This window comes from Vibrio sp. 10N.222.52.C12 (assembly GCF_041474215.1).
GTDB classification, from domain to species: Bacteria; Pseudomonadota; Gammaproteobacteria; order Enterobacterales; family Vibrionaceae; genus Vibrio; species Vibrio crassostreae_C.
Map to the genome: position 1 here is coordinate 1 of NZ_JBFRTR010000036.1, position 13,488 is coordinate 13,488.

A 13,488-nucleotide genomic window follows, 5' to 3' on the forward strand; every position below is an offset into this window, starting at 1 on the left:
GCTAGATGCTAGATGCTAGTTTGGCTTGTAAATCTTGCTGGACAATTTTGATTGCTTCTAACGCGACTTTTGGATCGATTTCGTTGCTTTCGAGCAGATAGATCAGGTCGACAGCTAACTTAACTTCTTCTGGTGCGTTATCCAGTGGTGATGGTGTGTTATCAGTGTTCATTTCGCTTAGGGTTCTCTAAGTTAATCAGTCTCTCAATATTTTTCATTGAGTCTTCACAGCGTTCTAATCGCTCTTTTGCTAACTGCCAAGCCTCTTCCGCTTTTTTCTTACTGTGGCGAGGCGCAGAATCAAACGCTAACTTTCGTACTCGTACTAAATCGACCAATCGCTTTTGCCAGTCTTGGTGCTGGGCGAGTTCGTTGTATAGGTCGTTCAGGGTTTTCCCTGACTTGCTTTTTCGGTCCAAGCGTAAATCGTGGTTGGCTAACTCTCTTTGGATTGCTGCAATCTGATTGGTCAGCTTTTCTGTCAGGTAGTTGGCTCTGGACGCGGTCAGTTGATTTGAGGTTTGTTCACGTACAATGGTGCGGTACGTTGCCTGAGTTTCAAGTGCATAGGGAAGCAAAACAGAGGCGCCGCATTTAAATAAGGCTCGGTCAAACAAGGCTTGATGATAAGCCCCTCGAGATTTGTCAACCTGCGAGCAATGGCCAATCAAGGTATCAATAACACTTTTTAGCTTTGAAAATTGATTCATTTCACTTCCCGTTGGCTACTGCCTATAAGTTCACAAACCAAGCTTCGTATGCCAGTTTAATTGCAAGTACGCTTACAACTGTAACAAACACAGGTCTTATAAATGTAGCACCGAACCGAATAGCAGAGTGAGCGCCAACAAATGCACCGGCCATCAAACAAAGGCCCATGGTTAAACCTAGAACCCAATCAATATGACCAAGAATCGCGAAGGTCACCAAAGAGGTAAAGTTACTGGTAAAGTTCATGGCTTTGGATAGACCAGAGGCAAGTAAGATGTTTAAGCGATAAAGCGCCATAGAGCTTACCGTCCAAAACGCGCCAGTTCCTGGGCCAGCAACCCCATCATAAAAGCCAAGAATGAATCCTTGGTACTTTTGTTTTCTCTTAAGCACAGGGCATGGCTTAGGAGACACATTATGGCTCACATCTGGAGTCTTATGAAAAATGGTATAGATCGCTGCGGCAAGAATGACTAACGGCAATACCTTCTCTAACCACTCGGTGCTAATGGCATCAACAGTGAGTGTGCCGATGGTCGCACCTATTAAAGTAGATATGAATGCATTGACCCAACACTCAGGCTTGAACAGCTTTTTACGGTAGTAAGTGAATGCAGCTGTAGATGAAGCAAACGTTGCGGCCAGCTTATTAGTTCCGAGTGCAATGTGTGGCGGCAGGCCAAGCGATAGCAAAGCTGGAACGGTTAACATCCCTCCGCCACCTGCGACAGCATCAATAAAGCCTGCTGCAAATGCAACCAGAGCAAGTATGACCAACATGGTTGGCTCAATCATTTCCATAAATAGCTAGTGTTCTCGTTATCGGCTGATAGGGCAGCCACATGAAAAATCTATGGATTAGTCATGTTGGGTTGTGAATGCAAGGGCCTAGCGATGAAGGCCCATAACTACCTCAAGGGCAGGGGATATTAGTATTTTATTGTTCTTTTAAAAGGCGGTAGTGAATCGAGTAGGGACTTTCCGTATCGCTTCGTTACTATGCGTCTATCAAGGATCGTGACTTTACCAGAATCTCTTTCCTTACGCAGTAGTCTACCCACAGATTGAATAAGCTTTTTACTCGCATCTGGAACAGTAATCTGCATAAAAGGGTTACCACCGCGTGATTCAATATATTCTGAATGTGCTTGCTCTACGGGAGAGGTAGGAACACCAAAAGGAATCTTGGTAATAACGAGGTTTTCAAGAAGCTCACCCGGTAGATCAAGACCTTCAGAAAAGCTGCCAGTTCCAAAAAGAACGCTGGTTTTACCTTGGTCTATTAGCTTTTTATGTTTTTTTAGAATTTCAGTTCGTGAAGTATCGCCTTGAACCTGCAATGCCCACGACTTTTTAACGAAATCTGTTGTTAAAGCCTCTGCAACTTTGTTCATTTGCCAGTAAGAAGAGAATAGAACGAGATTGGCTTTTTTGTCTTCTATTACCTTAGGCAAAATTTCAATAAGATATTCGGTAAACTGAGGTGCTTGTGGTTCGTACTTCATTGCCGGAACGATCAGCTCAGCTTGATTCTGGTAATCAAACGGTGATGCCAAAGCCAAAAACTGTACGCCATCTTCTGCTTTTTGGCTGATACCGGCTTGATGACAGAAAAAGCTGAAAGAGTTGAGCGCCCTCATGGTCGCAGATACTAATACGGCACCCACACAGCGGCTCCAGATTTGTTGATCCAGTTGCCAACCTACCTCTAGTGGCGAAACATTCACAACGAAATCGCCTTCGCTTTCTTTATTCAGTTCGAGCCAACGAGCCAAAGGAGCGCCTTTTTCTCTCTTCGGTTCAGCCATTAAGCGCCAAACTTGAGCAAGGTTCTCTGTTCTTTGCATATAGAAGCCAATTTCTGCCAGTGCCGGCTCTGCAAGTTTTGCTGAAAGCTCGCCGTCTTTAACTCGTTCTGCAATTAGGTCTGCAATCTTCGCAACGGCTTGGCTCGCCTTTTGCGTGAGCTGCTTGAGATCTTTAGATTCATTCTCAAGCCACTCTGGTAAGTCGCCATGTTCGAAGCGATACAAGCCGTCTTCAAAGTGGTTAGCGTCAAACTGTTTACTCATTTGAGTCAGGGTAGGGATCAGCTGTTGCACTGAGTCTTGCAGCTCATTTCGAAATCGATGGACACGTTTCTCGTCAGCGAGGCCTGAAAGCTTAGTGATTGATTGATTCAAACGCTCCAACCACGATGCTGCGCCTTTTAAGCTCGCAGCCGCAGAAGAGTGATCTCTGGCTACATGCGGTAAATGGTGAGCTTCATCGAATATATAGATGCTATTTTCTGGTTCAGGCAGTATCACGCCGCCGCCTAAGTCTGCATCAGCCATCACTAAACTGTGATTGGCGATAATCACGTCTGCTTTATCTAGCTCTGAGCGAGCTTTCTGGAAAGGGCAGTCTCTATGCGTAGGCATACTGTTGTTACAGCTGTGCTTATCGCTGACAATCATCTGCCAAATCATGTTGTCGATGGGTTTTGGCCACGAATCACGGTCACCATCCCATTTACCTTGGGTTAGGCTACGATACATGGTTTGAAGTTGGTCGATATCCTTCTTCTTTGGCTTAGATTCGAACATGGCCATTTGTCCGCCATCAACCCCGCAGGCAGCGGCTAGCTTTTCGGAACAACAATAACGCTGTCTGCCCTTCGCTAATATGAAAGAAAACTCTCGATCAGTCAGTCTTCTATATAGAGGGAGATCTTTATTGACGAGCTGTTCTTGTAGCGCAACCGTCGCCGTTGATATGACTATTTTTCGGTTATTGAGCACAGCGACAGGAATAGTTGCCATTAAATAAGCCAGTGATTTCCCGATCCCGGTTCCCGCTTCTGCAACAATCATGCGATTACTTTTGTGGTATTGACCACAAAGTGTCTTCGCTATTTCTGCAACAAGGTAATTTTGAGCACGTCGAGGTACAAAGTTGTCCAACTGATTTTGGAGGTTTTGATAACTGGTGCGAATAGATTTTTGAATTTTAGTAGTTAGCATACTGTGACCTACGTAACGGAGCGAGGATAGTAGCACATATCACTAGTCGGTACATTTACGGTGAAATAGCTTGCTTTTGAATCAAAGGTAGATCTTGTTCACAAAAAAAAACTGAACCATCAGGAACTTAACTATTTTATTTATGTTGCGAAATATAAATATTAAAAAAGACTTGCTTGTAGGTGTTAAATCCTGAGATGTGGCGTTTTTACAAGTTGTTTGTGGTGTTAAATGCTGTTTTGTTCTTTTTTTGGATTATTATATTTCCTAATAAAACTAAGGATAAGCTGCTCGTAAAACTATGAAAAAAAATGTAAGTAGTTGATTTTGATTGCTTTGTGTTTTTTTTAGGTTTGTTTTTAGTTTATTTGACACGCAGGATAATCTTTTGCAATCTAGACCTCGAAATTTAGTGACGGTGATTAACCAACAAAGAGTGGTAATGACCAGTCATAAAAATAAAAGGGAACCGGGCAAGGATCTCCCATTCTTAGAAAAGGCAGTGGATTTATTATGAAAAAGACTCTATTAGCGCTAGCAGTAATGACTGCAGCAGGTTCAGCAAACGCAGCTATCGAAATTTACAACCAAGATGGCGTATCTGTTGATCTTAAAGGCGATATCGAAGTTGTGTACAGCAACGAATTTAAGAAAGGCTCTTCGATGGAGCAAAAAATCGAAGATGCTGACTTCGGCTTCGATGTAAAATACATGGTGAACGCTGACTGGAAAGTTGGCGCTTACTGGGAATTTAACGGTTCTGATAACGCAAACGCTGAAAATACTAAAAACGGCGATACATACGTAGCGGCATACCACAATACTTTTGGTTCTATCAAATTTGGTCGCCTATGTACTGCTGTTGATGATCTAGGTATCGGCGGTGATGAAGCGTTCGGTATCTCTACTCTTCTAGACAATGAAACTAAAGAATGTGCTGACGAAGCTGTTCGTTACGATTTCGATAATGGTGATCTCTACGCTACGTTAGGTTACGTTCAAGATAAAGTTGACGGTTCTGATAACGCAGAAGCTGAAGGTACTAACGTAGAATACTTTGATGCTCGTATGGGTTACCGTTTCGCTGATTTCGACGTTTCTGCATTTGTTGCTAACCTTAACGCAGAGAGCGCAAACGGTGATCACCAAGGTTACGGTGCTGAGTTAGTATACTCTGGTATTGAAAACGTATACCTATCTACAGCATATTACGGTGTAGCTTCTGACGCTGATAATGATGACAACTCAGTAATCGCATTTGCTGCTGGTTACACTATGGGTCTTTGGGGCTTTAACGCTGGTTACTCAATCGGTGACCACGACGTAGACGTTAAAGATGAAGACCGTTGGTTTGTTAACTCAACTTACGCAATCGCACCAAACACTAAAGTATACGCAGAAGTGGGTGGTATCGATTCAGACAACGTTGTTTACAAAACTGATTCAGGTCTAGCTATTGGTGTTGAAGCATCATTCTAATTGACTTCTTAATTGAGTCTTAAAAAAAGCCACCTTAGGGTGGCTTTTTTGTTAGGATAAAGAGTAGTTTATTCGATTTGAAAGAGAGATATGATGAAGAAAGTATGGTTAGCTTTGGGCTTGCTTACAAGCGTTATTGGCAGTGTAAGTGCGGCAACCCTAACGCCTCAGAAAGGCGTATCAATTTTGTTCATTAATGGACAACAAGCTGAAAACAAAATTAGTGAGAATCACATTAATGAAGGCTTTAACCAAGTTCTAGTTCGCTTTGATAAAAAATTTGGTAATAGTGGAGTATACTCTTCAGCGCCTTATATATTGAGCTTTAATGTTACCGGTGATGAAGTAAAAATTAAGTCCCCAAAAGCGCGTAGTTATATTGAAGCAGAGAAGGTCTTCGAAAGCGGAAATCCTTCATGGAATGTTGTGCAAGATGAAGTGGCAATCAAATATCAACAGAATGTCATTGAGCGTAAACCCGGTTTTGCACCTTTTGGCGGGTTAGACTCCCAGTTGGTTGAGTATAATGAAAGTAATGCGATCTACTTCAAGGATGGTGTGTTACTTGATAAACCGGCTGACGCCGTGGTTTTAGTTCCTGTGGCAACAGGAATGGTTGTAGAAAATGAAGCTAAAACTCAAACGAAAACTGCGTCAACAGAAGCTCAAAGTGTCGAGCAATTGAAAGCTTGGTATCTAAAAGCTTCTAAAAAAGAGCGCAAAGAATTCCGTAAATGGATGATAGATCAAGAGTAACCAATCTTCATGTACAAAAAAAGCGAGACTAATAAGTGTCTCGCTTTGTTGTATTGCTATGACTTAAATCTCTTTCCACTCACCAGGCTGAAGCTGCCCTACATTCATGTTGCCCATTGAATAGCGAATAAGTCGCAGGGTAGGGAAGCCGATATTTGCTGTCATTCGTCTTACCTGACGGTTACGCCCTTCAATGATAGTAATCGCTAACCATGTTGTCGGTATTGCGGCTCTGAAACGCACTGGAGGGGTTCTTTCCCACACAACAGGTTCAGACATCACCTCGACCTGAGCAGGCAGTGTCATGCCGTCTTTTAGCTCCACGCCTTTTCTCAATTTATCTAAATCTTCCTCAGAAGGTGCGCCTTCAACCTGCACCCAGTAAGTCTTTGGCGATTTTGAGTTTGGTTGAGTTAATTTAGCTTGGAAGATGCCATCATTGGTCAAGACCATTAATCCTTCACTGTCGCGATCAAGTCGACCCGCCGCGTAAACATCTTTAACCGGAATAAAGTCGGCGAGTGTTTTCCTGCCTTCGCCATCAGTGAACTGGCTGAGAGTATCGAAAGGCTTGTTGAACAAAATGACTTTGCGATCTTCGAGCGCAACCTTAGGTTTTGCATTGGTAGGCTTGCCTTTATATCGGTGCTTGCTTGAGTGAGATTTGTTGTGCGAATTGCCAGTGTTATTCTTATCACTGCTTCGGCTTTGTCTATTACCGCTTTGTTTTAATGTTGCACCAGAACGAGCCGGTTTGTCTGAACGAGATGCGCTGCGTGAGCGAGTAGACATGTTAACTACCTTGCAAAAATGTAAACGAAGTGTGCTGAAAAGTTTTCACTGAAACGGAATTGAGCTATCATTTGCGCGCCTAAAAGACACAAAATAGAACAAGTTGATGGACTCTTAAGCCTGATTTGTTTAATTATACCTTCGTGTTTTATTATAACAACGCACTCACGGATTTGGTTCATGCTGTCATCAAGATTGTATGAAAAATAAGATAGAGTACGACTATCGAGTAAGCAGTTTTCACTCTTAGAGTGGCTTACTGGTCAATTTATAACACGCTCACTACTTTAAATGAGCTTGTAAGAACTATAGGGAAATTTCATGCCTACTGAAAAACCAACGATCATCTATACCATTACAGACGAAGCTCCGGCGCTAGCAACATACTCTCTGCTGCCTATCATTCAATCTTTTACAGCTTCTTCTGGTATTAACGTTGATACTCGCGACATTTCACTTGCAGGGCGTATTATTGCCAACTTCCCTGACTATTTGAACGAAGAGCAACGTATTGGTGATGCATTAGCAGAACTAGGTGAATTGGCTAAGACACCAGAAGCAAACATTATCAAGCTTCCAAACATCTCTGCATCTGTACCTCAGCTTCAAGCAACAATCAAAGAGCTACAGTCAAAAGGTTACGCACTTCCTAATTACCCAGAAGAAGCAAACACTGACGAAGAGAAAGCAGTAAAAGCGACTTACGACAAAATCAAAGGCAGTGCAGTAAATCCAGTATTGCGTGAAGGTAACTCGGATCGCCGCGCTCCACTTTCTGTTAAAAACTACGCGAAGAAGAACCCACACTCAATGGGTGCTTGGTCTGCAGATTCTAAGTCGCACGTTTCAAGTATGGACGACAAAGACTTCTTCGGTAGCGAAAAGTCAGTAACCATTGAAGGTGCTACAGAAGTTAGCATTGAATTCGTTGGCAAAGATGGTGCGAAGAAAACATTGAAGCCAGCTTTTGCACTGCAAGATAAAGAGATCATTGATGCGTCAGTGATGAATAAGGCCGCTTTGGTTGCATTCTTCGAAAAAGAAATCGCATCGGCTAAAGAGCAAGGTGTACTGCTTTCTCTTCACTTGAAAGCGACGATGATGAAAGTATCTGACCCAGTGATCTTTGGTCACGCGGTTAAGGTTTACTACAAAGACGTATTTGCTAAACACGGTCAGCTGTTTGAAGAGCTAGGCGTTGATGTAAATAACGGCATCGGTGATGTCTACGCGAAGATTGATGCGCTTCCTCAAGAGCAGAAAGAAGCAATCGAAGCTGACCTGCAAGCGGTATACGAGACTCAGCCACCACTAGCGATGGTTGATTCGGACCGTGGCATTACTAACCTACACGTACCAAGCGATATCATTGTGGATGCATCTATGCCTGCAATGCTGCGTTCTTCTGGTCAAATGTGGGATCCAGAAGGTAAGCAAAAAGATACCAAAGCAATGATCCCAGATCGTAGCTACGCGAGCATTTACCAAGCGGTTATTGATTTCTGTAAAGAGAACGGCGCGTTCGATCCAACAACGATGGGTAGCGTACCAAACGTTGGCTTGATGGCTCAAAAAGCGGAAGAGTACGGTTCTCATGATAAGACTTTCATCCTTGAAGCTGCTGGTCAGGTTCAAGTTGTTGACGCTTCAGGCGCTGTGCTTCTTGAGCAAGACGTAGAGGAAGGCGATATCTTCCGTATGTGTCAGGTTAAAGATGCACCAATCCAAGACTGGGTTAAGCTTGCGGTAACGCGTGCTCGTGCATCGGGTGTTCCAGCGGTATTTTGGCTAGATGCGTCACGCGCACATGATGCTCAGCTTATCAAGAAAGTTGAAGCATACCTTCCTGAATACGATACCGATGGTCTTGAAATTAAGATCCTTGCTCCACTTGAAGCGACTCAATACTCACTGGTTCGTATCAAAGAAGGCCTAGATACTATTTCGGTTACTGGTAACGTATTACGTGATTACCTAACTGACTTGTTCCCGATTTTAGAGCTTGGTACATCAGCTAAGATGCTATCGATTGTTCCACTAATGAACGGTGGTGGTCTGTTTGAAACAGGTGCTGGCGGCTCTGCTCCTAAACATGTTCAACAAGTAGAGAAAGAAAACCACCTGCGTTGGGATTCTCTAGGTGAATTCTTGGCACTAGCGGCATCTCTAGAGCACCTGAGCGTAGTAACAGGTAACGCTAAAGCACAAGTTCTAGCTGATGCGCTTGATAAAGCGACGGGTGAGTTCCTTGATAACAACAAGTCTCCTTCACGTCGAGTAGGTGAGCTTGATAACCGTGGTAGCCACTACTATCTAGCGGCATACTGGGCTAAGGCGCTTGCTGAGCAAACGGCTGACGCTGATCTTGCTGCTGAGTTTGCAGGTGTGGCAAGTCAACTGGCTGAAAGTGAAGAAGCGATCGTTGCAGAGCTGAACAACGCTCAAGGTGTGGCTGGCGACTTAGGTGGTTACTACCTACTTGACGATGCATTGGTTTCAACACTAATGCGCCCAAGCTCAACGCTAAACGCGTTTATTGATGCATAGTGATTGGACTCATCGTTAGTCACTCATGAACGTGATTTGCTAACGAGTTGCTTAGGCTGATAGCTAAGTTATAGATAAAGTCAAAACGAAAGACGCTTTAACGATAATGTTAAAGCGTCTTTTTTCTGTCTAATACTTCTTAAGACCTAGCTTAAGGGGAGTAGCTCTTCGAGCTCATTGTCCAGTGAGCAACTTTAGAGCCCCAAAAACGAAAAAAACCGCTCACGTAATCCTGTGTTACAGGTATTAAATGATCGGTTTCAATATTCTGTTTACCTGTCACCGTTAATGACGACTGATGGAGGTTAACATGAGTTTGCATTCGCCTATTTTGCGGCGCTGCCTTCTACAGGAACAACGGAGCTAGCATGCGAGCCTTTAGGTCCACTTTCTACTTCATAGTCGACCTGCTGACCAGCCTTTAAGGTTCGATAACCTTCCATTTGTATTGTGGAGTAGTGCGCGAAAATATCGCCGTCTTCACCTTCTGGACAAATAAAGCCAAACCCTTTGGCATTGTTAAACCATTTTACTGTACCTGTAGCCATGCTATACATCCCTCATGCATTTTGTTACTAACGTTGTTATATCAATTGTTGTAAGTGCGATTGATATCATTCCTACCAGCTAAAGAATTTCAGCTAATAGCTTGAATCTCGTACATTGCTTACGGAAATTAACGCTACCCTGCGTAATTATTCCTTATTGTTAATTTTTGAAGCGTGTTACTGATTTTAATTCATGTTGCAAAAGTGTATTAAAAAACCTTTTAGCTCCAATGTAGCTAATGATTGAGCACAGTCAATAGTAAATTGGTATAAAAGTGATCAATTTTAATAACAAATCACATTCGAGATTAACCGCAAACTATTAACCAAATAGTAACTTAGCGGTAATCTTATCGTTAGTATCAATAGTTATGGCGTCTTTTTAATCAATCACATATGTTAATCTTGTTAATCGAGATCTTTTATTTGCAGCGATGGAAATGGTGGATTAGGCTCAGTATAGAGGAATATTTTTTGGTACTGTTTCTAGGTGCAGTTTCTTAGTACACGGTAAAGCGTGAATGTGGTAAATTTGAGTTAGGTAAACACTCACGACTTCCGAAAAATAACCCTTAGCAAAGCGATATGAGCAGAAACTTTGAATGGGCATCTCCAGGCTCAGATTTACTGGAGAAAGAAGCAACAAAAGTAAAGCCACCGGCGATGTATAACGTTGTGTTGAATAACGATGACTACACGCCCATGGACTTTGTAATCGAGATCCTAGAGCGATTCTTCTCACTAGATATCGAAAAAGCAACGGAAGTGATGCTCAAGGTTCATTATGAAGGTAAAGCTATATGCGGCACATACAGTGCTGAAATAGCGGAAACAAAGGTAGCGCAGGTCACGATGTACTCAAAGGAAAATGAGCATCCGCTACTATGTACAATGGAGCAAGTATAAATTGCTCGAACAACACTGTTGTTCCCTTAGGAGGTACTTATGCTAAATAAAGAATTAGAGACGAGTTTAAATGGCGCATTTGCTCGTGCGCGAGACAAGCGACATGAATTCATGACTGTCGAACACCTCCTACTAGCATTATTAGAAAATGATGCGGCCAAGGAAGCGCTCCAAGCTTGTCAGGCTGATCTCGATGCTCTTCGCAATGAGCTCGATATTTTTATCGATCAAACGACCCCACTTATCCCTGAAAGCGACGAAACTCGCGAAACTCAGCCTACGTTGAGCTTCCAACGAGTACTTCAACGCGCTGTTTTTCATGTTCAATCTTCAGGTCGCAGCGAAGTAACAGGTGCTAACGTACTTGTGGCTATTTTTAGTGAGCAAGAATCTCACGCGGCATATCTTCTCAAGAAAAACGACATTAGTCGCTTAGATATTGTTAACTTCATCTCACACGGTATTACCAAAGCGAGCAACGAAGGCGACAGTCCTTCATCATCCGATTCATTTGGTGGTGCAGAAAATGCTGAAGAAGCTAACTCTGAAGACCGTTTAGAAAATTTTGCTACTAACCTTAACGAAGTCGCAAAGCAGGGCAATATTGACCCACTAATCGGTCGTGACAAAGAGCTAGAACGCACTATCCAAGTTCTGTGTCGTCGTCGTAAGAACAACCCTCTGTTAGTGGGTGAAGCGGGGGTAGGTAAAACTGCCATCGCGGAAGGTCTTGCATGGCGCATCGTTGAAGGACAAGTGCCTGAAATCATTCAGAGCAGCGTAATTTATTCTCTAGATATCGGTTCACTGTTAGCCGGAACCAAATATCGTGGTGACTTTGAGAAACGTTTTAAAGCGATTCTTAAGCAACTGGAGAAAGAAGAAGACGCGATTCTGTTCATCGATGAGATCCACACCATTATCGGTGCCGGGGCTGCATCGGGTGGTCAGGTTGATGCGGCAAACTTAATTAAACCACTACTAAGCAGTGGCAAATTACGTTGCATCGGTTCAACAACGTACCAAGAGTACAGCAGTATTTTTGAGAAGGAGCGTGCTTTAGCTCGTCGCTTCCAGAAAATAGATATTATTGAACCATCGCTAGACGATACGACCAAGATCCTGATTGGCTTGAAGCCAAAATACGAAGCTCACCACGAAGTGCGCTACACCAATAAAGCGTTGCGTGCCGCTGTGGAACTGTCAGCTAAATACATTAATGAACGCCACCTTCCTGATAAGGCCATTGACGTAATCGATGAAGCGGGCGCTCGTAGTCGTTTGGCACCTGCAAGCCGTCGTAAGAAAACGGTAAGCGTGGCTGATATTGAGTCAATGGTTGCGAAAATGGCGCGTATTCCTGAAAAGTCAGTATCGTCTTCAGACAAAGATACACTCCAGAAACTGGATGAGCGCATGAAAATGTTGGTATTCGGACAAGACCCTGCAATCGATGTATTGAGTGAAGCAATTAAGCTGACCCGTGCTGGATTGGGTGCAGACAATAAACCTGTTGGTTCATTCTTGTTTGCTGGTCCTACTGGTGTCGGTAAAACAGAGGTGACTGTTCAGCTGTCTAAGTTGATGGGTATTGAGCTTCTGCGCTTTGATATGTCTGAGTACGGTGAGCGACACTCAGTGAGCCGCTTGATTGGTGCGCCTCCTGGTTATGTTGGTTACGACCAAGGTGGTTTGCTAACGGATGCCGTAATCAAGAACCCGCACTCTGTTGTGTTACTGGATGAAATCGAGAAAGCTCACCCAGATATCTTTAACTTGCTACTGCAGGTAATGGATAACGGCACGCTAACTGACAACAATGGTCGCAAAGCGGATTTCCGCAATGTGATTCTAGTGATGACGACCAACGCAGGTGTGGCTGAAACCGAGAAGAAATCGATCGGCCTGATCCAACAAGATCATGCGCCAGATGCGATGGGCGAAATCAAGAAGGTATTTACTCCTGAGTTCCGTAACCGTCTTGATAATATCATTTGGTTCAACAGCCTTGACCCAAGTGTGATTAGCCAAGTAGTTGATAAGTTCATTGTCGAGCTTCAGGTTCAACTGGACGCTCGTGGCGTGTCTTTAGAGGTTTCTGAGGATGCTCGTCACTGGTTAGCTGATAAAGGCTATGACAAGACCATGGGTGCTCGTCCAATGGGACGTGTGATTCAAGAGAAGCTTAAGAAACCACTTGCTAACGAGTTACTGTTCGGTAGCTTGGTTGATGGCGGTACGGTTAAAGTATCCCTGAAAAAAGACGAATTGGATTTCATCTATGTTGGTGCTAAAGAAGAGGTCATGCACTAACGAAGTGATTGATAAATCAAAGGCTTAAATATAAAACGCATGACTTAGGTTGTGCGTTTTTTTATGCTTGCGAGATGCGAGATGCGAGATGCGAGATGCGAGATGCGAGATGCGAGATTGATGTGCTTGTGTAGTAAAAAGCTCAGGCAATAAAAAACGGAGCCTTAAGCTCCGCTTCTTATTGTATTCGCTAATTAAAAATTAACGAGCACGGAAGACGATGCGGCCTTTAGAAAGGTCGTATGGAGTCATCTCAACAGTTACTTTATCACCAGTAAGAATACGGATGTAGTTCTTACGCATTTTACCAGAGATGTGTGCTGTCACTACGTGACCGTTTTCAAGCTCAACACGGAACATTGTGTTTGGTAGAGTATCAAGGACAGTGCCTTGCATCTCGATTACGTCTTCTTTAGCCATCTAATCCTCTT

12 protein-coding genes are annotated in these 13,488 nt (G+C 43.4%); 5 read left to right on the top strand and 7 right to left on the bottom strand.

Translation table 11 applies throughout. From position 1 onward, the window contains the following. Position 1 precedes the first annotated feature (1 nt). From rsmS to dinG, 4 genes are all read right to left on the bottom strand, one after another. Positions 2-172, bottom strand: a complete 171-nt coding sequence (rsmS, locus tag AB4623_RS06975; protein WP_017055021.1) for a pleiotropic regulatory protein RsmS — start codon at positions 170-172, stop codon at positions 2-4. After that, complete coding sequence (locus AB4623_RS06980) at positions 162-710, bottom strand: primosomal replication protein (protein WP_017070024.1); 549 nt, start codon at positions 708-710, stop codon at positions 162-164. The genes rsmS and AB4623_RS06980 overlap by 11 nt, the downstream gene beginning before the upstream one ends. 22 nt (positions 711-732) lie before the next feature. Further along, the gene (locus tag AB4623_RS06985; RefSeq protein ID WP_372100527.1) at positions 733-1,512 is read right to left on the bottom strand and encodes a sulfite exporter TauE/SafE family protein; all 780 of its coding nucleotides are present in this window, start codon (positions 1,510-1,512) and stop codon (positions 733-735) included. A 128-nt stretch (positions 1,513-1,640) separates the two neighbouring features. Then, positions 1,641-3,716, bottom strand: a complete 2,076-nt coding sequence (gene dinG, locus AB4623_RS06990; protein ID WP_372109825.1) for an ATP-dependent DNA helicase DinG — start codon at positions 3,714-3,716, stop codon at positions 1,641-1,643. Between the two features lie 513 nt (positions 3,717-4,229). Between dinG and AB4623_RS06995 the strand changes: the two genes are divergently transcribed. Beyond that, on the top strand, positions 4,230-5,195 hold the full coding sequence (locus AB4623_RS06995; RefSeq protein WP_372109826.1) for a porin: 966 nt from the start codon (positions 4,230-4,232) through the stop codon (positions 5,193-5,195). A gap of 93 nt (positions 5,196-5,288) precedes the next feature. Beyond that, entirely contained in the window at positions 5,289-5,951 is a 663-nt protein-coding gene (locus tag AB4623_RS07000) for a DUF2057 family protein (protein WP_372100547.1), read from the top strand. 63 nt (positions 5,952-6,014) lie between these two features. On the opposite strand, the gene AB4623_RS07005 is transcribed toward AB4623_RS07000, so the two are convergent. Then, complete coding sequence (locus AB4623_RS07005) at positions 6,015-6,743, bottom strand: pseudouridine synthase (RefSeq protein ID WP_102398104.1); 729 nt, start codon at positions 6,741-6,743, stop codon at positions 6,015-6,017. Positions 6,744-7,064: 321 nt separating this feature from the next. On the opposite strand from AB4623_RS07005, the gene AB4623_RS07010 reads away from it, so the two are divergent. Continuing rightward, entirely contained in the window at positions 7,065-9,290 is a 2,226-nt protein-coding gene (locus tag AB4623_RS07010) for an NADP-dependent isocitrate dehydrogenase (protein WP_017067848.1), read from the top strand. Between the two features lie 326 nt (positions 9,291-9,616). Here AB4623_RS07010 and cspD read toward each other — a convergent pair whose 3' ends face one another. After that, complete coding sequence (gene cspD / locus AB4623_RS07015; RefSeq protein ID WP_004736548.1) at positions 9,617-9,838, bottom strand: cold shock domain-containing protein CspD; 222 nt, start codon at positions 9,836-9,838, stop codon at positions 9,617-9,619. 585 nt (positions 9,839-10,423) lie between these two features. On the opposite strand from cspD, the gene clpS reads away from it, so the two are divergent. Beyond that, a complete protein-coding gene (gene clpS, locus AB4623_RS07020) occupies positions 10,424-10,744 on the top strand; it encodes an ATP-dependent Clp protease adapter ClpS (protein WP_004737430.1) in 321 nt (106 codons plus the stop codon). Positions 10,745-10,783: 39 nt separating this feature from the next. After that, positions 10,784-13,057, top strand: a complete 2,274-nt coding sequence (clpA, locus tag AB4623_RS07025) for an ATP-dependent Clp protease ATP-binding subunit ClpA (RefSeq protein ID WP_017062108.1) — start codon at positions 10,784-10,786, stop codon at positions 13,055-13,057. A 201-nt stretch (positions 13,058-13,258) separates the two neighbouring features. Here the strand turns inward: clpA and infA are convergent, their stop codons facing one another. Next, entirely contained in the window at positions 13,259-13,477 is a 219-nt protein-coding gene (infA, locus tag AB4623_RS07030) for a translation initiation factor IF-1 (protein ID WP_001040192.1), read from the bottom strand. Positions 13,478-13,488: the final 11 nt, after the last annotated feature.